Genomic DNA, 21,953 nt, shown 5'->3' with positions numbered 1-21,953 from the left:
CTGCGGCGTAGTTAATATTTATTTAGGCGTATTCGGCTAGGCCGCCGGACAGGTCACCGAGAACACCGCACCTTCGTCATTTCCGCCCACTGCCAACGAGTAACCATGCAGGCGGACGATGGCACTGACGATGGCCAGGCCCAGGCCGCAGCCTGGTTTGGCGCGGGTCTCATCGCCGCGATAGAAGCGACGAAATACCGCATCGCGCTCGCCCACGGGAATGCCCGGACCGGTATCGGCAATATCGATACGCGCATCGCCGGTGGGATCAGTAAGTGCCACCATGCGAATGGCCCCGCCATTTGGCGTGAACTTGATCGCGTTGCCCACCAGGTTCGCAAACGCCTCGAACATCAGCTGCGGATCGCCACGCAGGGGCGGCAGCTTGCCCACATCGAGCTCGAACCGCTGGTGGCGGTCCTCGGCCAGCGGTGCGTAGAAATCGTGGACGTTCTTGAGCACCGTGCCCAGGTCCATGTTCTCGAAACAGGCACTACGCCGGTGGTCTTCCAGCTCGGAGACACGCAGCAGGGCCCGGAATCGCGCCAACACCGTGTCGATCTCCTCCACCGCCGCCTCGAGTTGTTCGGCCTGCGGGGTACCCTCGATCTGCTGCTGCACCCGGTACAGGCGCGTGCGCATGCGGGTGAGGGGCGTACGCAGGTCGTGCGCGATGTTGTCCGTCACGCCCTTGACTTCGCCGAGCAGCCGCTCGATCTCGCCCAGCGTGGTGTTCACGGTGCCGGCCAGCAGATCGACCTCATCGCCGGCGCCGCTGACCGGCAGGCGCACGCTGAGGTCGCCTTCGCGGATGGGCTCCATGGCCAGCTGGATCTGGCGCACGCGGCGCGCCGGGCGGCGGGCGATGAGGATGCCGCCCAGCAAACCCGGGATAAGCGTGAGCGAAAGGCCCCAAAGCGCACCACGACGAATGATCGCGCCCAACCCGTCGATGGTCGCGCTTTCCTTGACCACGACCAGCCGCTGGCCATTCGGCAGCGTACTGGCCAGGCCGCGGGCACGACGGCCGGCTTCGCTCGGGTGATCCTGCACCTGCGCTGTCACGGCGCGGACGACGCCATCTTCTTCGAGGCCCTTGGGGATCTTCCCGACATTGCCCGCGAGGCGGCGCCCCTGCGCATCAAACAGGCCCGCGGCCATGAAACCGGTCGCATCGATGGCACTGGCGGCATCGACGGTATCGGTGAGGCGGCGTGTGTCGGTGCGCTCGAGGTAGTGCAGGCGCGCAGCGAGCATGCCATCCACTACGTTGGTGAGGTAGCGCGACGATTCCCACTGCACGACACCCAGCAGGATGACGCACCAGATGGCGAACAGCGCGCCATAGATGAGGATGAGGCGCGAGGTGGCCGAACGCCAGGCGTCAGTCAGCGGGCGCAAGGACGTACCCCGAGCCGCGCACCGTGCGGATGAGCGGCACCTGGCCAGCACCGTCGATCTTGCGACGGAGCCGGCCGATATGGACATCGATCACGTTGGTGCCGGGATCGAAATGGAAACCCCAGACGTGCTCGAAGATCATCTGCCGGGTAACGATCTGCCCCGCGTTGCGCATGAGGAATTCGAGCAGGCGGAACTCGGTGGGCAGCAGCGTCAGCGGTTGGCCACTGCGCAACGCGTTGTGTTTGACCAGGTCGAGCTCAAGGTCCTCCACGCGCAGGCGGGTCTCGTTGGCGGCTGGCCGGTTCCGGCGTAGCAGCACCTCGGCGCGCGCGGCGAGTTCATCCGGCGCGAACGGCTTGGTGAGGTAATCGTCGCCACCGGCCCGGAGGCCACGAACCCGTTCGTCGACGTCCGACAGCGCACTGATCATGAGCACCGGGGTTTCCACCGCGCGCTTGCGAAGCTCGGAAACCACGTCGATGCCGTCCATGCCGGGCAGCATGCGGTCGAGGGTGATGATGTCGTACCCGTCGGCGAGCGCGCGCGCCAGGCCGTCGCGGCCGTTGGCCACCCAATCGGCCTGCAAACCATGCGCGCCAAGCTCCGCGACGATATCGCGGGCGGTGACTTCATCATCTTCGATGACCAGGGCCCTGGGCATCCTTCTCACTCCACGGTGGGGACAACGGAAAACGGCCCCACGAGGGGGCCGTTCCGGATCTTACGCCGTTCGCAGCCCTCAGGCGGCGATGGCGACACGCATTTTCTTCATGGCATTCGCTTCGATCTGGCGGATACGCTCAGCCGAAACGCCGTACTCATCGGCCAGATCCTGCAGGGTGGCCTTGTCGTCTTCGGCCAGCCAGCGGCGCTGGATGATGTCGCGCGAGCGGGCATCCAGGTTAGCCAGCGCCGAACTAAGGGCACCCATCTGGTTGTTCGAGGCGTCTTCCTCGGCCAGGTTGTCGTACGGATCGGCGCCTTCATCGACCAGGAACGCCGCCGGTGCCGGCTTCTCGTCGTCATCGGCGTCGGCGGGGGCTTCGAAGCCCACGTCACGGCCCGACAGGCGCGATTCCATCTCGCGAACAGTGGCTTCCGGCACACCCAGGTCCTGCGCGACCACGCGCACTTCCTCGGCATTCATCCAACCCAGGCGCTTCTTGCTCTTGCGCAGGTTGAAGAACAGCTTGCGCTGCGCCTTGGTGGTGGCGACCTTCACTATGCGCCAGTTGCGCAGGATGAACTCGTGCATTTCGGCACGGATCCAATGGACCGCGAAGCTGACCAGACGCACGCCCTGGTCCGGATCGAAACGCTTCACCGCCTTCATCAGGCCGATGTTGCCTTCCTGGATCAGGTCGGAGAGCTGCAGGCCGTAGCCGTTGTAACCGCGGGCGACGTGCACCACGAAGCGAAGGTGGGACATCACCAGCTGGCGGGCGGCGTCGAGATCGGCGTCGTCGTGGAAGCGCCGCGCAAGCGTCTGCTCCTCGTCAAGGCTGAGCACCGGGATGCGATGGACGGCCGCGATGTAGGAATCCAGACTGCCAACGACGCTCGGGAGCCCGTAGTTACGGGTGGCGAGGGCTTGGGACATGTGTGGAACCTCCTGAAAGTCTCGGTGCAGGTTAGCAGTCCCATGGTGGGAGTGCTAACCCCTGCCGAAGTTCAAATTGGTTAGCTGTACTCAATGGTACAGAAATACCCCCGGGATGTCCAGAGGACCCGGGGGTGTATTCAGGGGGCAGACGGCCAACCGGAGGGCCCGGCAGCCAAGGGCGGCACGTAGGTGCCTGCAGCACAAGGAAAATGGGGCTGGACCCCCGAATCTAAAGGGGTCAGGACTACACATCTTGCCGCCGGGCGCCGGCAGTCGCCCCGTGGCGCCCTGCCTAGGCTCACAGGCATGCCCTTCTTCTACCCACCCCTTCCCGGCACCGTCCTGATTTGCCGGTTCCCACCGCCTGGCTCAGCGCTATCCGGGGAAATGACAAAGACCCGCCCTGTGGTGGTGGTCAGCCGTCGCCTGAAGGGACGAACCGGACTCACCAACATCGTCCCAGTGAGCATGACGCCACCACGGCATGAAGACCGCTGGCACGTTCGCGTTCCCGCAGATGCTATGCCACCTGGATGGTGCGATCGCGAGGGTGACCGTTGGGCCAAATGCGACATGGCGATGGTGGTAAGCTTTGAGCGACTTTCTCAAGCACGCGTGCAAGCGACGCGAGGCAACGCACTCGCACCTCTATCGCGAGTGAGTGCGGCGACGCTCTACGAGATACGTAAGGCCTTGGCGTTCGTGTTCGAAATCGAATGAATGTAGGCACCGCGCCCTTGCATCTTGGGCGCCCAACAACTATGGTCCCTTTGTCCATCGGCTGCGAAGCCGATTTCAAGACCTCGATGCATTGAGTGGTAGCGATCGAGGCGGGCCGAACCACGATGACAAGTGATCCGGTTGCTACTTAGCCCGCGCGCTTCGGCCGCGGGCTTTTGTCTATTCAGGACTCACGTTCCAGGCGCCGTGGCAACGACCAGTCGATCGGCGCTTCGCCGCGCGCTTCGAGATACGCATTGGCCTTTGCGAAGTGCCCGCACCCCATGAATCCGCGATGTGCGGAAAGTGGCGAGGGATGCACGCTACGCAGGATGCAGTGGCGCTTGCCGTCGATAAGCTGGCCCTTCTTCTGCGCGTGGCTGCCCCACAGCATGAAGACCAGGCCTTCGCGTTCGCGATTCAGCGCATCGATCGCGGCGTCGGTGAATCCTTCCCAGCCCTTGCCCTGATGCGAGCCAGCCTGCCCTGCTTCCACCGTGAGCACCGCGTTGAGCAGTAGCACGCCGCGATCGGCCCAGGGCGTGAGGCAACCATGATCCGGGCGCGGGATGCCGAGGCAGCTCTCGATTTCCTTGAACATGTTCTGCAGTGACGGCGGTACGCGCACGCCGGGGCGAACAGAAAAACTCAAGCCGTGCGCCTGGCCAGGGCCGTGGTAAGGATCCTGGCCAAGGATGACGACACGCACCTTGTCGAATGGTGTGTGCTCAAACGCACTGAAGATCTCGGGGCCGGGCGGGTAGATAACCTTGCCATGGGCTTTCTCATCGCGCAGGAATGCAGAGAGCGCCAGCATCTCTGGCCGATCCAGGTAGTCGCCAATGCGCTCCTTCCAGGAGCTTTCCAACCGCACGCGATCGTTCACGCTTCCGCCTGGGCGCGTAGATGCAATGCCACACGCAACTGGAACAGCAGCTTCGTGATCAGCAGTTTTTCTTCAACGGGCTTTTCGACCAGGTCATTGGCACCAGCGCGCAATAGCGCCGCCTGATTCGCGGGGTTCTCATCGCCCGTCATGATCAGCGTCGGCAGCTTACCCTTGCCGTAGCCGAATTCATTGCGAATGCGCTCAACCAGATCGCCACCCGTGAGTTCACCCTTCAAGCTGACATCGGTGAGCACGACATCCGCACCGACACGGCCTTCTGCCTTCGCGGCGCGCAGGAATTCAATCGCATCTTCCGCGCTGATCACGTGGTGCACGGTCAGGCCGTACTTCTCCATCATGCGACGGGTCGCAAGTGCCACGACGCGACTATCTTCCACGTAGAGCACTTCACCTTCGGCGCCACCCTCGGGGCGCACGTAGCCGCGGATGAATTCCGCGAGCGCGCCGAACCCGAGCGACTTGTCGAAGTAGTCGGTGACGAATTCACCCAGCTCACGGCGATGCAGGCGCTGCTCCACATCGCCGGAAACCACCACGATGGGCATGTAAATCTGCGGCGCCGCTTCGCGAACGAAACGAGCCACTTCGAGGCCATCCATGTCGGGCAGGCGCAAGGCCACCGTCACGAAATCGAAGACGCCGCGCTGCAATTCCGTCTGGGCCTCGGCGCCCGTGCCAACGCCGACGATCTCCACGCCCGGTACCTCGGCGGTGACCACGCGTGAAATAAGCTGGCGCACGACCTTGGAGCCGTCCACCAGCAGGATGCGCGGCGTGGCGCCAGCGACGCCTGATCCGATATGCGATGCCACCCCCTGCCTCCCCTCTTAACCCGCCGCGGCGCGGCGGATCTGCCGTGCACTGACCAGTCGCGCCCCCAGCCATCCGAGGATGGCCGACGCAACCGGCACCGAAAGAAGCAACCACACCGGCAGCCCGCCGAACTGCACGCTGCCGTCGTAGGCGGCGGCCAGGCGCCCGACCGGGCCGGCCATGGCAAGCTCGATCGCGACCGCGAGCACGACGGCAAGGATGCCGGCAAGCAGGCCCAGCCAGATACCCGCATAAAGATAGGGGCGGCGCACGAACGGACGGCTGGCTCCGATAAGCAGCAGCACGCCAATTTCCTCGGCGCGGCTCTGGATATCGACGCGTATGGTGTTGCCCACGACCAGCAGCGCCGCGACGCCAAGCAGCAGCGCGAGCATCGTGGTGGCACGTGCTCCCACGCCAACGATCGCATCGAGGCGCTGCCGCCATGCGCCCGTGTCCTGGACCATGTCGACGCCCGGCGTGGCCTTCATCGATTCAACGAGACGCGCGGCATCATCGGCCGACAGGCTGGGCTTGGGCTGCACCGACAGGACATAAGGCAGCGGGTTTTCATCGAGTGACTGGAGCGCGCCCGAGAACCCCTGCACTTCGGCCAACTCGGCCAACCCATCCTTCGGCGTGCGCACGGTGATGTCCTGCACCTCGGGCCGACCACGCAAGGCGGAGGCTGCCGTTTCTGCCATGGCCGCATTCTGGCCGGGCTTCATGAAGGCGCTGATGGTCTGGTTACGGCCCAGGGCATCGCCCATGCGCTCGACATTGCCGAGCAACAGATAGAACGCAAGCGGAAGCGCCAGCGCCACGCCCATGACCGCCACCGTAAGCAAGGTACCCAGCGGCCGCGAGGCCAGGCGGCGCCAGCTGATCGAAAGACTCCATGCATGGTGCTCACGCCAGGCGCCAATGTGACGCGGCGTGGTGCGCTTGGTTTTCTCCGGCTCGGGCGCGCGGCGCGGCTCGCGTATGGTGTTCATACGACCTCCGTGGCGGGCACGTCGGCAATCAACTTGCCGTGGTCGAGGACGACGACGCGCTTCTTCATACGCTTGATCAGCATCAGGTCGTGGCTGGCGACGAGGACGGCGGTGCCTACCGCCTGGAATTCGGCGAACAGGCCCATGATCTCCATGGCCAGCTGCGGATCGAGGTTGCCCGTGGGCTCATCGGCGATCAGCACGGCGGGCTTCGCGACGATGGCTCGCGCGATACCTACACGCTGCTGTTCGCCGGTGGACAGGGTACCGGGTAGCTGTTTTTCGTAGCTCAGAAGCCCCACTTTCTCAAGGGCGGCACGAACCCGGCGCGCACGCTCCGTGGGCGCCACGCCCGCAATCACCAATGGCAACTCGACATTGGCGAAGACGCTGCGATCCAACAGGAGACGGTGATCCTGGAAGACCATGCCGAGCTTGCGGCGGATACGGGGGATATCAGACGAACGGACGGTGTTGAGCTTCTGCCCATCCAGGGTGACCACACCGTTGGTGGGGCGCTCGATCATGGCCAGCAGCTTGAGCAGCGTGCTCTTGCCCGCGCCGGAGTGACCGGTGACGAACGCCATTTCGCCGGCATCGACCTGGAACGAGACATCCGTAAGGGCCTGGTGGTCGCCCTCGTATCGTTTGCTCACCAGATCAAAACCGATCACCGCGTTACCCGTTGGCCCGTGAATCCCTAGAGGATACGGGATGCGGGGGCCGTTTGGGCTGGGTGTGGGTCGCGGTTCGGGGGTGACGAGGGGACACGAAGGTGCCGCGTCGCCGCTTCGTTGGCTTATCGCTTGCGAGCACGCTCCTACAAGGGCGCCAGGCCCTGTAGGAGCGCGCTTGCGCGCGATGGCGCTTATTTGCCGCCGAAGATGCGACCCAGGCGGCGGAAGAAGCCTTCCTTCTTCACGGGCGCGGCGACCGGTGCCGGCGTGGCCGCTGGCCGCGACGCCGCGACGTGACGCGACGGGCGGCGGCTGCCGTTCGCCGTCGCACCATCCGCACCCGCCGGGCGCGGGGTGGCGGAGGTATTGGCGTCCTGGATCCGGACCGGCGGCGCACCTTCGCCACCCTCACGACGGCCACGGCCACGACCGCCACGACGGCGCCGCTTCTTGGGTGCCGAATCGGCAGCCATGGCTTCGGCGGCGGCGGGCAGTTCGGCCACCGTCTCGGCCACCACCACGGTCTTCACCGGCACTTCGGTCGAGCCACCGGCCGGCTTGTCCTGGCGGGGACGGCGCTCGCGATTGCCCGATCGCTCACCCGAGCCCGAGCCCGAGCGCGAACCGGAGCGCTGGCCATCGCGACCGCCACGGCCGCCACGACCACTCTTCTCCGGCGGCGCGCCGCGGGTCGGAATATGGCCGCCGGTGTCGTTCGGATCATCCACCTCGTCCTGCACGCCATCGGCGCGCGGGCGAGGGGCCGGCATCACCAGCAGCCGCGCATCGATCGACGCCGTCGGGATCTTTTGGTTGATGTAGGTCTCGATGTCCGGCAGGCCCATCGCGTACAGGTCGCAGGCGAAGCTGATGGCATCGCCTTCGGCACCCAGGCGGGCGGTACGGCCGATGCGGTGCACGTAGTCTTCGGCATCCTGCGGCAGGTCGTAGTTGAACACGTGGCTCACAGCCGGGATGTGCAGGCCGCGCGCCGCCACATCGGTGGCGACCAGCATGTCGATCTGGCCATCCTGGAAACGCTGCAGCAACTTCTGGCGCTTGACCTGCGGCACGTCGCCCGAGATGGCGCCCACGCGGAAATTGTGGCGCTTGAGGCGATCGGTGATGCGCTCGGCCGCGGCCTTGGTGTTCACGAAGATGATGCTGCGCTCGGCCTTGCTCTCCTCGAGCAGGTTGAGCAGCAGCGGCATCTTTTCTTCCTTGGAGGGGAAGTAGACCACCTGGCGGACGCGGTCGGCGGTGACGTTTTCGGTCTCCACCACCAGTTTTTCGGCCTCGTGCATGTGCTCGTAGGCCAGCTCCAGCACGCGGTGGCTCAGGGTGGCCGAGAACAACAGCACCTGGCGCTTCTCGCGGGCCGGCAGACGGCGGAAGATGAAGCGCACATCCTTGATGAAGCCCAGGTCGAACATGCGGTCGGCTTCGTCGATGACCATCACTTCGACGCTGCCAAAGCCGAACACATCCTGCTTGTAGTAATCGAGCAGGCGGCCGGGGGTGGCGATGATGATGTCGCAACCGTCGCGCAGCTGCTGGCGCTGCTTGTCGTAATCCACGCCACCATAGATCAGGGCGCTACGCAGGCCGGTGGCCTTGCCGATCGTCTGGAAATCCTTCTCGATCTGGATGGCGAGTTCGCGGGTGGGCGCGATGATGAGGGCGCGCGGGTCAGAATCCTTGCGCCCCGGGGCGGCCGGGTTCTTCAGCAGGCGGTCCATAAGGGCCACGAGGAAGGCGAAGGTCTTGCCGGTGCCGGTCTGGGCCTGGCCCGCGACATCGCGGCCGGTCAGGGCGACCGGGAGGGTCAGCGCCTGGATGGGCGTGCAGCGGGTGATGCCGACGGTGGCGAGGCCCTGCTGCAGCAGGGGATGGAGCTCGAGGTTTTCGTAAAAGACGTCGGTAAGTACGGTCTGGGACATGATGGGCCTGGAAGCTTGCGCCGCGGGTACGCGGCGCCGTCCCTGCGGCAAGGAATGCACCACGGGACGGGTGGTTGATCCGGCCGGCGCCAGCGGGAGGGTCGCAAGGCCCCCGGTTGCCAGCCCGGCGGCGTGTCGACGCGCCCGGCGCACGTTGGCCGGAGGCGGAAGTACCAGGCCCGACAGCTCCCGCTGGCATAGCTGAACCGGCTGCTCGAACCGGTTTACCTATGTCAACGGAAACCATCCGCTGGCACCTTGAATCGCTTGAATCGCGCCCCTAGTTCGGGTGGAATGAGGGCCACCGGCTGCAATGGCCAAGACCTTCGGTTCCGGTTGGACCCGCGACATGGGGCTCCTAAGTGTAGCCGATGCCAGCGTCACGGTCGTCAACTCCCCTTAACACCCGATTTGGAGACCACGGTGAGCGACAAGATCACCCACACGAGCGACGCCGCCTTCTCGAAGGACGTCCTTGAATCCGACACCCCTGTCCTGCTCGATTTCTGGGCGGAATGGTGCGGCCCCTGCAAGGCGATTGCCCCCGCCCTCGAGCAGCTGGCGGATGAGTACCAGGGCAAGGTGAAGATCGTGAAGATCAACATCGACGAAAACCAGCAGACCCCGCGCCAGTTCGGCATCCGTGGCATCCCCACCCTCATGGTGTTCAAGGATGGCAAGGTTGCCGGCACCCAGGTCGGTGCCGTGAACAAGGGCGTGCTCGCCCAGTTCATCGACAAGTCCATCTAAGCGACAACGCGTCATCTTCTCGAGCCACCGCGTGAGGCGCTTTACCTTGCGCCTCACGCGATGCTAGGCTCTAGGCGTTCGCCCCGGGACACCCCGCTGTCCCCCCAGCCGCGAACCCTCCCACCTCTTTCTTCCAACGGCGCCCCGTGAGGTTTGCCCGTGTCCGATATCGAAACCAAAGACTCCATCGACGCCAAGGGCGCCGGCGACCAGCCTGCGACCGAACCGCGTCCGCGTACGCGCCGCAAGGCGCCGACGGCCCCTGCCGCCGCGGTAGAGACGAGCGCCCCGGCGCCGGCTCCCGCACCGGCCCCCGCTCCCCCTCCGCCACCGCCGTTGCCCCCCGTGCCGGCACCCCAGGCTGAGCTTCAGCTCAATAACCCGCCGGCTGCCGAAGCGCGCCAGCCGCAGGAAGGCCGCGAAGGCGGCCAGAATCCGAATCAAGGCGGCCAGGGCCAGAACCCGAACCAGGGTGGCCAGGGCAACCAGGGCGGCGATCGCCGCGAACGCGAAGGCCGCGGCCGTCGCCGCCGCAACGACCGCAACGACCGCAACAACAACCAGCAGCGCCAGGGCGGCGGTGGTGGCAACGGTGGTGGCAACTACCAGCACCAGCGCAACAACAACGGCTACCCCGTCGATGACGACGAGAACGCCGATGCCGGCAGCAACGATCGCCTGATCAACCTGACCGAGCTCAAGCGCAAGAATTCCATCCAGCTCCTCGAATTCGCCGAATCGCTGGGTATCCGCGAGGGCGTGGCCCGCCAGCGCAAGCAGGATGTCGTGTTCAGCATCCTCAAGGCGCATGCCCGCTCCGGCGGTGGCATCTGGGCCGAGGGCGTGCTCGAAATCCTCCAGGACGGCTTCGGCTTCCTGCGTTCCGCCGATGAGTCCTACCTGGCCGGTCCCGACGACATCTACGTCTCGCCCAGCCAGATCCGCCGTTTCAACCTGCGCACCGGCGATTACATCACCGGACGCGTGCGCCACCCGAAGGAAGGCGAGCGTTACTTCGCCATGCTCAAGGTGGACGACATCAACGGCGATCCGCCGGAAGCGTCGAAGAACAAGCTGCTGTTCGAAAACCTGACCCCACTGTTCCCGCGCAAGGCGTTCAAGCTCGAGCGTGGCAACGGCTCCACCGAAGACATCACCGGCCGCATCCTCGACCTGGTGGCGCCGATCGGCCGTGGCCAGCGCGGCCTTATCGTCTCCCAGCCCAAGTCGGGTAAGACGATGATGCTGCAGAACATCGCGCAGGCCATCCAGTACAACCACCCCGACGTTCACCTGATCATGCTGCTGATCGATGAGCGCCCGGAAGAAGTCACGGAAATCGCCCGCACCGTCCGGGCCGAGGTCATCAGCTCCACCTTCGATGAACCGGCCGTGCGCCACGTGCAGGTCGCCGAGATGGTGATCGAGCGCGCCAAGCGCCTGGTCGAGCACAAGAAGGATGTGGTGATCCTGCTCGATTCGATCACCCGCCTGGCCCGCGCGTATAACACCGTGGTGCCCAGCTCCGGCAAGGTGCTCACCGGCGGCGTGGATGCCAACGCCCTGCAGCGCCCCAAGCGCTTCTTCGGTGCGGCGCGTAACGTCGAAGAAGGCGGCAGCCTCACCATCATCGCCACGGCGCTGACGGACACCGGTTCCAAGATGGACGAGGTGATCTACGAGGAGTTCAAGGGCACCGGCAACATGGAAGTGCACCTGTCCCGCCGCATCTCCGAGAAGCGCGTCTACCCGGCCATCGACATCAACCGCTCCGGCACCCGCCGCGAGGATCTGCTGATCGATCCGGACCTGCTCGCGAAGATCTGGATCCTGCGCAAGCTCCTTCACCCGATGGACGAGCTGGCTGCGATGGAGTTCATGCTCGACAAGATGAAGAACACCAAGTCGAACGACGAGTTCTTCAACTCGATGAAGCGCTGAAGTCCAGTAATGGCACAGACGAAAGGCCGCCCCTCGGGGCGGCCTTTTTCTTGCCCGGCGCTCGCACGGCAGTGACCGGGTTTTGTTACGCTCCGCCGCGGGCATGACACCTTTTCCCGGGCGGCATGCGCCCCCATGTGGGGCGGCTACGGCCCCTGCCGTCCACTGCCAAGGAAGTTTTGTGTCCATTCCCAGCGCCGCCAAGAGCACGCCCATCGGTGACCGCCACGACCTGGTCGCCTACCTCGCCGAGGGCGAAAAGCCGCGCGACGCCTGGCGCATCGGCACCGAGCACGAGAAGTTCGGCTTCTATACCGATGACCTGACCCCACCGCCGTTCGAGGGCAAGCGCCCCGGCATCCGTGCCATCCTCGAGGGCCTGGCTGAGCGCTACGACTGGGATATCGCCCGTGAAGGCGATACGCCGGTCGCGCTGTCGAAGGGCAAGGCCAACATCACCCTTGAGCCGGCCGGCCAGCTGGAGCTCTCTGGCGCACCGCTGGAGTCGATCCACCAGACCTGCGACGAAGTCAGCAACCACCTGAAGGAAGTGCGCTCGGTGGCCGACGAATTCGGCATCGGCTTCCTCGGCATGGGCTTCCAGCCCAAATGGCGCCGCGACCAGATGCCGTGGATGCCAAAGGGCCGCTACAAGATCATGCGCGAGTACATGCCCAAGGTCGGCTCGCTCGGCCTGGACATGATGACCCGCACCTGCACCGTGCAGGTGAACCTGGATTACGCCACCGAAGCGGACATGGTGAAGAAGTTCCGCGTCGCGCTGGCGCTGCAGCCGATCGCCACCGCGCTCTTCGCCAACTCACCCTTCACCGAGGGCAAGCCGAACGGCTTCAAGTCGTTCCGCTCGCAGGTGTGGACCGATACGGACGCCGACCGCACCGGCATGCTCGATTTCGTGTTCGAGGATGGCTTTGGCTACGAGCGCTACGTGGATTACATCCTCGGTGTGCCGATGTACTTCAGCTACCGCGATGGCAAGTACATCGATCTGTCCGGCAAGGATTTCCGCAAATTCATGCGTGGCGAGCTCACCGAACTGCCGGGCGTGAAACCCACCATGAAGGATTGGGCCGACCACCTCACCACGGCCTTCCCGGAAGTACGCCTGAAGCAGTACCTGGAAATGCGCGGCGCCGATGCCAGCCCGTGGAACCAGCTGTGCGCCCTGCCCGCCTTCTGGGTGGGCCTGCTATACGACGATGTCGCACTCGATGCGGCATGGGACCTGGTGAAGGATTTCAGCAAGGCCGAGCGTCACGCGCTGCGTGATGGTGTGCCGAAGGAAGCGCTGCACCTGAAGTTCCGCGACCACACGGTGCGTGAGCTGTCGCTCGAAGCACTAAAGATCGCCGATCACGGCCTGAAGCGCCGCAACGTGCGCAGCAACCGTGGTGCGGATGAATCGATCTACCTCGAGCCACTGCTGGAGATCGCGCTCTCGGGCAAGACCCAGGCCGATACGAAGCTCGAGCAGTTCCATGGCAACTGGAACGGCAGCGTGGATCCTGTCTTCAGCGAATACGCTTACTGATTGTAGGAGCCCACCCTGTGGGCGACGGCGGTCGCGGACGAGCGGCAGGTCCTGCGGCGTCATCGCAAAGGATATCGCCCACAGGGTGGGCTCCTACGGAAGGCATAAAAAAAACCTCCCCGTCGCCGGGGAGGTTTTTTTTCAGTGCCTGTTCGCGTTAAGCGATCAGAACTGGTACTTGGCCGACAGGCTGAGCAGGTTGCCCTTGTCGTCGTTCTCGCCGACCAGCGTATCCCCGGTGGCGCTCTCGACGCCGTTCATGTGCGCCTTGTTGACGAAGATGTGGGCGTAGCCGGCGTTGATCTCGAACTTCTCCGACACCTTGTAGCCCATACCGAAGGCGAGCCACTTGCGGGTCGAATCCGGCACGCGCGGCGAGCGGGTGTCGGCGTAGGTCGGGGTGGTATCGACAGCGACACCGCCACGCAGGGTGAACTTGTCGTTGACGTAGTACTCGCCACCGACCGACACGAACCACGTGTTACGCCAGTCGTAGACTTCCGTCGTCGGCGGCTGGTTCGGGTTGGAGTAGTTCACCGTGAGGTTCTTGAACGAATCCCACTTGGTCCACGAGGCATCGATACCGAAGCCGAACTTCTGGTCCTGGTGCCAGAAGCTGGCCGTGGCCACGGCCGGGGTTTCGAAGCCCGCGGTGCCATCGGTGTGCGTGAACGGCGGCTGGCCCTGGAACAGGCTGGAAATTGCCGGGTTCGAAAGCAGCGCGCTGACGTTGGCCGGCACGGTGAAGTTACCGGTGCCTTCCAGGTGGTGCTTGATGGCGCTGCGGTAGTTCAGCGCGATGCGATCCTGCGCGGTGAGCTTCCACAGGCCGCCGAGCTGCCAGCCGTAGGCCCAGTCGTCACCCTTGATCTTGGCGACGCCGTCGGTGCCACGCGGCACGACGGTGTTGATGAGGCCGGCGTACTGCGCCGCAGCCTGCACCGGGATGGCGCCAGCAGCGATACCCTGCTGCAGCACGCCCAGGGCGGCGCTGTTGTAGTTCACGGCGCTGGTGAGTTCAGCGGTGGTCTTCTGCGCGATGAAGCTGGCGCCGATCGCGAAATCGTCGGTCACGTCGAACGAGGCCGACAGCGTGGCGTCGTACGACTTGAAGTCGGACTTGATGGCGTTGTAGCGGCCCTTCCAGTCGGCGTCGTAGTCGGTCTTGAAGCCGAACGGGGCGGTGAGGCCCAGGCCGATGTGCCAGCGATCGCTGACCTTGGATGCGATGTAGAACGCCGGCACCGGGATGGTGGTGCCTGCATCGCCGCCGTTGCCGCCAGAGATCGGGCGACCCTGGGCATCGGTGGCGGTGCCATGGAACTTGGTGCTGAAGTTGATGCCGGTGACGTCGGCCTGGAAGGTGTTGCCTTCCAGCATGGACATGGCAGCCGGGTTGTTCACGATAACCGAGGCATCGTCACCCGCGGCGGCCGAGCCGGCGAACGCGCGGCCGAGCGCCTTGGCGCTGTTTTCCTTCAGCTGGAACGCGCTGGCGTGGGCAGCCTGCGGGGCCACGATCGCGCCGGCGATGGCCAGCGAGAGGGCCGCGATGGCCAGCGGGCGGGTGTGAAGTTTCATCTGCATGCGGAGCGGCTCCTGCTTATTGTTCTGACGGGGATCGAACGGGGCGGAAAACGCAAAACTTAGCCGTTTTCATACGCGCGTTTAACAATCTGGGGTCGAACTCTGGACGAGTTGACGAAGATTTTGCAAGTGCAGGTGCAACAAACCTGAAACAGGCCACAGATTCTCCCCTCGTCCCGACGGCGGATCCGGTAGACTGGAACGCCACGCCGCCGCGAGACCTGCCGTCATGCACTGCTACGTCTACGCCAGCCTGCGCAAACCCGATACCTACGTCTGGCTCGCCCGCCGGGAAGGCTTCGATGTGCTTCCCGAGCCGCTCGTGCTATTGCTCGGCGAACTGCGCTTCGTGCTTGAAGTGGAACTCACCCCGCAGCGGAAGCTCCCGCACGAGGACACTGAGAAAGTCCTCGCTTCGTTGGGTGGGCAGGGCTGGCACCTGCAAGCGCCACCGAATGAAACCCTGAGCGTTTGCAACCAGCCCAACCTGAACCGAGAGATCGACCCGGACGCATCGCTCGTCAGGGCCTGACCTGGCCGAAACCGCGCATTCCGGAAACGTCGAGCCCGGGTTAACACAGGGTTACCGCGCAGGCGTGGCGTGGTCCGTATACTCGCGCGCATGGCCAATCCCAAACGACGTCGACCGCCGCTGATCAAGGCGCTGCCCTGGTTCCTGCCCGCCCTTGCCGCTGTCGCGTGTGCTGGCCTTTCCGCCTCACCGCTCGCCCTGATCCCGCTGCTGCTCGCCAACGCGCTGGGCATGGCCGCGGTATGCCACGCCATCGGTTTCGATCCGGAGCCCACGTACCTGCGGACCGCCCTGCGCCGGGGCTCCGCTTACGTGGTGATGTTCACGATCTACACCTTCGTGGTGTTCGTGCTGGTGGCCTGGCCGCTGCTCAAGCTCACCCAGGCACCCAGCCTGGGTGCCGCACTGCTCCTCGCCGCCTCGCTGGTCGTGGCGTTCGGCGTGCTGTGGCGCATGTGGCCCGCGTTTGGCCTGGTGTACCTGTGGGATGACGCCTACCCGGAAAGCAGCGGCGATGGCTCATGGATCTTCACGGCCATGGCCCGCTCGCTCAGCTTTGGGAGGCACCTGTCGGCCGAGGAGCGCTTTTTCACGCATTTCCTCCCGGCGGCACTGGGCCTGCTCGTGCTGGCCTTCTGTGCCGTCGCGCTATCCGGGCTGTATGGCGTACTTCCCTCCGAGATGCGTATCGCCGCACTGGCGATCTATGGCGTCGTGGTGTTGCCCGCTTGCTCGCTGCTCATCGCCAACCGCACCCTGCGCGCCTTGCTCTGTGATCGCCGCGGCCATCTGCGCACCGCACGCGCGGATACCCGTCGTGAGCCGGCCTTGAACGATGCCCACAGGGTGCCGACCCCCACGCCCATTCCGCAGCTTTCCACGGAAGAGCAGCAGCCTGAAATTCGTGACGGCGCCCTGCTGGCCGCGATCCGCGCGGCCGATGTCGCCCGTGCGGTCGCCCTGGTCGAAGCCGGAGCCAACCCGAACACCCCGGCCGAACCGGGCGATCGTGACCAGCGCCCCGTGCTCACGCTCGCGGCGCTCTCGGCGGATACACGGCTCCTGCGCGCACTCATCGCGCGCGGCGCAGAAGTAGACCGACCGCACCACGGTGTCACCGCCCTGCTCGCCGCCTGCCGCGATAGCTGGCACGGTCGCCCGGATGCCGTTCTCACCCTGCTCTCCAACGGCGCGAATGCCTCGGCCACCGATGCAGAGGGCAACACCGCCCTGCACGGCGCGGTGCTCAGCGCCGAGCCAATGGTCGCGGCCATGCTGCTCGATGCTGGCGCGCCGGTCGATGCGGTAAATGCCGCCGGCGAAACGCCCCTGGCCATCGCATGCCGCGCCGCCAATTGGGCGCTGGCACGGTTCCTCCTTGAACACGGTGCGAAGCCGGCACCGGTGGGCGCGGAACCCGCGCTCGTCGCCGCCGCCAGCATCACGGATGACGATGCCGAGGGCGTCAAGATCCTGCTTCGGCACAAGGCCCCGGTGAACGCGGCCAACGCGCATGGCCGTACCGCGCTGATCGCGGCCGCCGCCGAGGGGCACGAGCAGGTCGCGCGCGCGTTGCTGCAGGCCCACGCCAACCCGAACCTGGCCGATCGCCACGGGACGACGGCGCTGATGGAAGCTGCACGTGCGGGCGCCGCCGGCATTGTGCAGATGCTGGCCGATAACCAGGCCGATGCCTCGCCCCGCGATGGCCACGGCCGCGATGCACTCACCCTCGCCTGCCAGTCGCCGCGCGCCCAGGCTGCAACCGTTCGGGCCCTGCTCGCTATCGGCGCACAGGCAAAGGATATCGGCGCGGACGGCCGCAGTCCGCTCGACCACGCCACGGCCGGGGGGCGTTGGGACTTCGTCGCGTTGCTCGATCCTGAAACGCCGCTGCCGACCTCCCTGAGCGAATCGGTGTTGCCCGAGGCTGGCGCGGATTCGCCGCTACACCTGCACGATGCGCTTCGCTTCGGTCACTGGGCCGTCGCTTCCACGTTCGCGGCGAAAGTGCGCGAATGGCCCGTACATGAGCTCGCGGCGATGTACATCGACCTTGCCGGCCCCGGCTTCGATGCGGCACGGGCGTGGCTTTTCGATCATGGCTTGGCCGCCGAGGCACGCCTTGCGCCGCCGGCGGATGAGACGGGCGACGTGCTTGGCCGACGCCTTTTCGATGCGCTACTACCCCAGTTGCCGCAATCGGCGGATGCGCTGCTGCAACTCATGCGTGCTGGCGCCAGCCCGGCTGGCGCAGGGCTCCTGGGCCAGGCCATCTGCCGCCTTGACGGGGCGGATGAGCGCCTTGCGCTGGCCATGCTGGAAGCCGGCGCCGATCCGTTCGGCGCCGATGCGCGCGGCCGCACGCCGATGCATATGGCCGCCGCCACCGGCTGCTCGCGGTTGCTTGGTGCGCTGCTCGCACGCGGCCTCGATCCCAACGTGCGCGATGCCGGTGGCCGAACGCCACTGCATGCCGCGCTCGAGCATGGTGGGGATGCGCTCCCTCTCGTTCGCTTGCTGGTGGCTAACGGCGCTAACCCTGAAGCGGCCGACGTTAACGGCGAGACCCCCTATGGCCTGGGCATTGGTCACGGCGATGTCGAGCGCTGGCTCAGCTGGCCACAGTGGCCCTTGCCGGGCCGCCCGCTAACCGCCGCCGACCTGCCCGCCGCGGCCGCCGTGGGGGACATGCAGGCCATCGACCGCCTGCTGGAACTCGGGTTCGATGTGGATACACGCGATGCACAAGGCGCCACCGCCCTGCTGCGCGCCGCCGGCGCGGGGCAGGCCGATGTCGTCGCCCACCTCATGGATGCCGGAGCCAACCCGGTGACCAGTGCCGCGTCCGGCGTGACCCCGCTGGCAGCGGCGGTCAATGCGCGCCGTGAATCGGTGATCGAACTCCTGCTGGCGCGCGGCGTTGCCGCCGACCAACGCCTGCCTGGCGATACCACGGCCCTGATGATCGCCGCCGCACTCGGCTACCCCGAGATCGTGGAGCGGCTGCTTACCGCCGGCGCGGATGCCAACGCAGAGGATGCGCACGGCCACACTGCACTGCATGCCGCCGCACAGTACTGCTTTGGCAGCAGCGACAGCCTGCGTGCGCGCCGCCTGCTCGACATGGTGATCGGCAAGGGTGCCGACGTGAACAAGGCTGACAAGGATGGCGCGACGCCATTGCTTCTGCTGCTGGGGTCGCACATGCGTCCTGGCGCTACGGCGGATGCTACCCACCTTGGCGCGCTGGTACCCGTGCTGCTCGATGCCGGCGCGACGATGGAGCATGCGGATCACCGCGGCGTAAGCGCACTGCATGCCAGTGCCATGCACGCGCTGCTACCGCCTGCACGCGTGCTGTTGCACCGTGGCGCGAACCGCAACGCTGCGGATGCCTTTGGTCGTACGGCGGCGGATGTAGCGCGGCATATTGGGTATGTGGACATTGCGCACGAGCTGGGGGTGCGGGCGAACGCCATTCCCAGCGTGAGGCAGACGTTGCGGCAGCCGGCGCAGCCCGAATAGGAGCATCGCGCGCAAGCGCGCCCCTGCAAGGGCGCCTTGCGTTATTTTTCTTCGGCGCGTTCGCGTTCTTCGGCGGCATCGGCCTCGAAGAGGTGCTGCAGGTCGTTCAGCGCTTCCTTGGAGCTCTGGATCAGCGCGGCATCGTCGTCGTACACCAGGTACTGCGAGCGCAGCACCTGCTCGTCGAGCTTGCGGAAGCGGGCGATGCGCGCTTCGACCACCTCCGGCGCCATGTCCAGCGCCTCCAGCACATGGCGAGTCATCATCAGGCTGGAGTAGAACGTCTCGCGCACCGGATCTTCCACGCCGATATCCATCAGGCGGAACACGTGCTGGCGATTACGCGCACGCGCCACGATTTTCAGGTGCGGGAACTGGCGGCGAACCAGGCGTGCCGTGCGCAGGTTGGCTTCCGGGTCATCCGTGGCCAGCACGAACACTTCGGCTTTGTCCGCCTGCGCGGCGCGCAGCATCTCCGGGCGGCCGGGATCACCAAAGAACAGGGACGTACCACCGAAGCGGCGCGATGTCTCCACCTGCTCCACCGAACTTTCCAGCGCAACGAACTGGATGCCCTGCGCGCGCAGCACACGGGCGACGATCTGGCCCATGCGACCGAAGCCCGCGATGATGACGCGCGGCGCATCGGTTTCGATCTGGTCGAATTCGCGGTCCGGCTTGCGTGCGCGCTCATGGACGAGCCGCGCGGCAAGCAGCACTAGCAAGGGCGTCAAGGCCATCGAAAGCGAAATCGTCATGACCATCAGGCCACGCTGCGGCTCGGTGATGATGTGTTGCTGCTGCGCCAGGTTGAGCACGACGAAGGCGAATTCGCCACCGCTGGCCAATATCGCGGCCAGCCGTACCGAATCGGCATTGCTCAGCCCCCCGACCAGCTTGCCCAGCGGCATGATAAGGATAGCCTTCACCGCCAACAGCGCGGCGACCAGCGCGATCACCACCAAGGGCTTCGCGTACAGCAGCTGCAGGTCGACCGACATGCCGACGCTGATAAAGAACAGGCCGAGCAGGAGGCCCTTGAACGGCTCGATGTTGGATTCAAGCTCATGCCGGTATTCCGAATCCGCCAGCAGCAGGCCCGCAAGGAAGGCACCCAGCGTGCTCGAGATGCCCGCCAGCTCCATGAGCCAGGCCGTACCCATGACCACCAGCAACGCCGTGGCCGTCGAGACCTCCGTGCTCTTGGCGCGCGCCACGAAACGGAACACGTGGCGCAGCACCACGCGGCCACCGATGATCACGCCGATGATGGCGCCGACCACGCGCATGATGCTCATGATGTCGGGGGCGTGCGTATCGCGCGCGAGCGCGCCGCCCAGCAACGGCACGGCGGCGATCAACGGGATGGCGGCCAGGTCCTGGAACAGCAGGATGGCGAACGCCTGGCGGCCATAGGCCATGCCCGCCTCCTTGCGCTCGGCAAGGATCTGCAGGCCAAACGCCGTGGAGGAAAGCGCAAGGCTGCCGCCGACGATCACCGCGGCCTTCCAGGTGAGCCCGAACAGGTAATAGCCCATGGCGCCGAGCGCCAGCGCGCACACGATCACCTGCAGCGTGCCGCTGCCAAACACGGCGCGGCGCATGACCCACAGGCGCGAAGGCGATAGTTCGAGGCCGATGACGAACAGCATCAGCACCACCCCGAAATCGGAGATGGTGGCCACGCCGGCCGTATCGCTGACCAGGCCCAGCACCGAAGGGCCGATAATGACGCCTGCGAGCAGGAAGCCGAGGACGGCGCCGAGACGGAAACGCTTGGTCAGCGGGACGGCAATGACCGTCGCCAGCAGGAAGACCACCGCCGTTTCGAGGAAATGATGTCCGTCCATCCCGTGACTCCCGAAATACTGTCCGGGATTATGTCATGGGCATGCCCGCGCGGTTTGGACGAAACACCTGCCTGCCGGCGAGCGGGTTCAGCCTTTGAGCCAGCGTGCGACGTCGATCGCGAAATAGGTGAGGATCGCGTCGGCGCCCGCGCGTTTCATCGCCACCAGCGATTCGAGCACCACCGCTTTCTCATCCAGCCACCCGTTCTGTGCGGCCGCCTTGATCATGGCGTACTCGCCGCTCACCTGGTACACGAACGTGGGCGCACCGAAGGTCTCCTTCACGCGGCGCACGATATCGAGGTACGGCAGGCCCGGCTTCACCATCACCGCATCGGCGCCTTCGGCCAGGTCGAGTTCAACCTCGCGCAGTGCCTCGTCGCTGTTGCCCACGTCCATCTGGTACGTGTGCTTGTTACCCTTGCCGAGGTTGGCGGCCGAGCCGACGGCATCGCGGAATGGGCCGTAGAAGCTGGATGCGTACTTGGCCGAATAGGCAAGGATGCGGGTGTGGATAAAGCCTGCCGCCTCCAGGGCATCGCGTATGGCACCGATGCGGCCATCCATCATGTCCGAGGGTGCGACGAAATCCATCCCGGCCGCGGCCTGCGCCAGCGACATCTTGATCAGGGCCTCGACCGTGGGCTCGTTCATGACGTAGCCCTCCGCGTCGATCAGGCCATCCTGCCCGTGGGTCGTATACGGATCCAGCGCCACGTCGCCGATCAGGCCCAGCTCGGGGAAATGCTTCTTCAGCTCGCGCGTGGCGCGCTGGAACAGTGCGTCGGGATTCCACGCCTCGCGGGCATCTTCGGTCTTGACCGAGTTATCCACCGAGGGAAACAGCGCCAACGCCGGGATGCCCAGGGCGACGCATTCGGCGCCCAGCTTCACCAGTTCATCAATCGACAGGCGCTCCACGCCCGGCATGGAGGGCACCGGCTGGCGGACACCTTCGCCATCCACCACGAAGGCAACCATGATCAGGTCGGCGCTGGTGAGGACGGTTTCGCGCATCAGCGCGCGGGAGAAAGCGTCGCGACGCATGCGGCGCATACGGACAGCAGGAAAGGTCATGGGGACGTGCCTGTTCGTGTGGCGATCCGCCTATTTTACGCCCCGCCGGGCGCCGGGCGGGGCGTCAGGTCGTC

The 21,953-nt window shown here is 65.7% G+C and carries 17 protein-coding genes; 6 read left to right on the top strand and 11 right to left on the bottom strand.

Going from position 1 to position 21,953, the window contains the following annotated elements; all coding sequences use genetic code 11:
• Positions 1 to 36: 36 nt before the first annotated feature.
• From L2Y97_RS01965 to rpoH, 3 genes are all read right to left on the bottom strand, one after another.
• Positions 37 to 1,401 (bottom strand): sensor histidine kinase, encoded by a 1,365-nt coding sequence (locus tag L2Y97_RS01965; protein ID WP_247432279.1) that lies wholly within the window; start codon positions 1,399 to 1,401, stop codon positions 37 to 39.
• Entirely contained in the window at positions 1,385 to 2,065 is a 681-nt protein-coding gene (locus tag L2Y97_RS01960) for a response regulator transcription factor (RefSeq protein ID WP_247432276.1), read from the bottom strand. The genes L2Y97_RS01965 and L2Y97_RS01960 overlap by 17 nt, the downstream gene beginning before the upstream one ends.
• A 78-nt stretch (positions 2,066 to 2,143) precedes the next feature.
• Positions 2,144 to 3,004 (bottom strand): RNA polymerase sigma factor RpoH, encoded by an 861-nt coding sequence (rpoH, locus tag L2Y97_RS01955; RefSeq protein ID WP_247432274.1) that lies wholly within the window; start codon positions 3,002 to 3,004, stop codon positions 2,144 to 2,146.
• Positions 3,005 to 3,313: 309 nt separating this feature from the next.
• Between rpoH and L2Y97_RS22480 the strand changes: the two genes are divergently transcribed.
• Positions 3,314 to 3,727, top strand: a complete 414-nt coding sequence (locus L2Y97_RS22480; protein ID WP_425492810.1) for a type II toxin-antitoxin system PemK/MazF family toxin — start codon at positions 3,314 to 3,316, stop codon at positions 3,725 to 3,727.
• Positions 3,728 to 3,911: 184 nt separating this feature from the next.
• Here L2Y97_RS22480 and ung read toward each other — a convergent pair whose 3' ends face one another.
• From ung to L2Y97_RS01930, 5 genes are all read right to left on the bottom strand, one after another.
• The gene (gene ung / locus L2Y97_RS01950; protein WP_247432272.1) at positions 3,912 to 4,613 is read right to left on the bottom strand and encodes a uracil-DNA glycosylase; all 702 of its coding nucleotides are present in this window, start codon (positions 4,611 to 4,613) and stop codon (positions 3,912 to 3,914) included.
• Positions 4,610 to 5,449 carry a response regulator gene (locus L2Y97_RS01945; protein WP_247432269.1) on the bottom strand — a complete coding sequence of 280 codons (840 nt, stop codon included), beginning with the start codon at positions 5,447 to 5,449 and terminating at the stop codon, positions 4,610 to 4,612. The genes ung and L2Y97_RS01945 overlap by 4 nt, the downstream gene beginning before the upstream one ends.
• A gap of 15 nt (positions 5,450 to 5,464) precedes the next feature.
• Positions 5,465 to 6,445 (bottom strand): permease-like cell division protein FtsX, encoded by a 981-nt coding sequence (gene ftsX / locus L2Y97_RS01940; protein WP_247432266.1) that lies wholly within the window; start codon positions 6,443 to 6,445, stop codon positions 5,465 to 5,467.
• On the bottom strand, positions 6,442 to 7,119 hold the full coding sequence (gene ftsE, locus L2Y97_RS01935; protein WP_247432263.1) for a cell division ATP-binding protein FtsE: 678 nt from the start codon (positions 7,117 to 7,119) through the stop codon (positions 6,442 to 6,444). Before ftsE ends, ftsX begins: the two co-directional genes overlap by 4 nt.
• A gap of 194 nt (positions 7,120 to 7,313) precedes the next feature.
• The gene (locus tag L2Y97_RS01930) at positions 7,314 to 9,062 is read right to left on the bottom strand and encodes a DEAD/DEAH box helicase (RefSeq protein WP_247432260.1); all 1,749 of its coding nucleotides are present in this window, start codon (positions 9,060 to 9,062) and stop codon (positions 7,314 to 7,316) included.
• Positions 9,063 to 9,485: 423 nt separating this feature from the next.
• Here L2Y97_RS01930 and trxA point away from each other — a divergent pair, with 423 nt between their 5' ends.
• The 3 genes from trxA (at position 9,486) to L2Y97_RS01915 (ending at position 13,305) form a co-directional block, all read left to right on the top strand.
• Positions 9,486 to 9,812: a thioredoxin TrxA gene (trxA, locus tag L2Y97_RS01925; RefSeq protein ID WP_139979157.1), complete on the top strand. Its 327-nt coding sequence runs from the start codon at positions 9,486 to 9,488 to the stop codon at positions 9,810 to 9,812.
• Between the two features lie 159 nt (positions 9,813 to 9,971).
• On the top strand, positions 9,972 to 11,753 hold the full coding sequence (gene rho, locus L2Y97_RS01920) for a transcription termination factor Rho (protein ID WP_247432258.1): 1,782 nt from the start codon (positions 9,972 to 9,974) through the stop codon (positions 11,751 to 11,753).
• 181 nt (positions 11,754 to 11,934) lie between these two features.
• On the top strand, positions 11,935 to 13,305 hold the full coding sequence (locus tag L2Y97_RS01915) for a glutamate--cysteine ligase (RefSeq protein ID WP_247432255.1): 1,371 nt from the start codon (positions 11,935 to 11,937) through the stop codon (positions 13,303 to 13,305).
• 165 nt (positions 13,306 to 13,470) lie between these two features.
• On the opposite strand, the gene L2Y97_RS01910 is transcribed toward L2Y97_RS01915, so the two are convergent.
• Positions 13,471 to 14,892 carry an OmpP1/FadL family transporter gene (locus L2Y97_RS01910; protein ID WP_247432253.1) on the bottom strand — a complete coding sequence of 474 codons (1,422 nt, stop codon included), beginning with the start codon at positions 14,890 to 14,892 and terminating at the stop codon, positions 13,471 to 13,473.
• A gap of 229 nt (positions 14,893 to 15,121) precedes the next feature.
• On the opposite strand from L2Y97_RS01910, the gene L2Y97_RS01905 reads away from it, so the two are divergent.
• Together L2Y97_RS01905 and L2Y97_RS01900 are read left to right on the top strand one after the other, a co-directional pair.
• Positions 15,122 to 15,424, top strand: coding sequence for a YcgL domain-containing protein (locus L2Y97_RS01905; protein WP_247432250.1), 303 nt, complete (start codon positions 15,122 to 15,124; stop codon positions 15,422 to 15,424).
• A gap of 90 nt (positions 15,425 to 15,514) precedes the next feature.
• Positions 15,515 to 18,952 (top strand): ankyrin repeat domain-containing protein, encoded by a 3,438-nt coding sequence (locus tag L2Y97_RS01900; RefSeq protein WP_247436980.1) that lies wholly within the window; start codon positions 15,515 to 15,517, stop codon positions 18,950 to 18,952.
• A gap of 41 nt (positions 18,953 to 18,993) precedes the next feature.
• Here the strand turns inward: L2Y97_RS01900 and L2Y97_RS01895 are convergent, their stop codons facing one another.
• Both L2Y97_RS01895 and hemB read right to left on the bottom strand, forming a co-directional pair.
• Positions 18,994 to 20,802, bottom strand: a complete 1,809-nt coding sequence (locus L2Y97_RS01895) for a monovalent cation:proton antiporter-2 (CPA2) family protein (protein WP_247432247.1) — start codon at positions 20,800 to 20,802, stop codon at positions 18,994 to 18,996.
• An 87-nt stretch (positions 20,803 to 20,889) separates the two neighbouring features.
• Positions 20,890 to 21,879, bottom strand: coding sequence for a porphobilinogen synthase (gene hemB / locus L2Y97_RS01890; protein ID WP_247432245.1), 990 nt, complete (start codon positions 21,877 to 21,879; stop codon positions 20,890 to 20,892).
• Positions 21,880 to 21,953: the final 74 nt, after the last annotated feature.

It is taken from the genome of Luteibacter aegosomatissinici, from assembly GCF_023078495.1.
GTDB lineage: Bacteria > Pseudomonadota > Gammaproteobacteria > Xanthomonadales > Rhodanobacteraceae > Luteibacter > Luteibacter aegosomatissinici.
The sequence above is the reverse complement of the archived record's forward strand: the minus strand, read 5'-3'. Positions and strand labels throughout refer to the sequence as shown.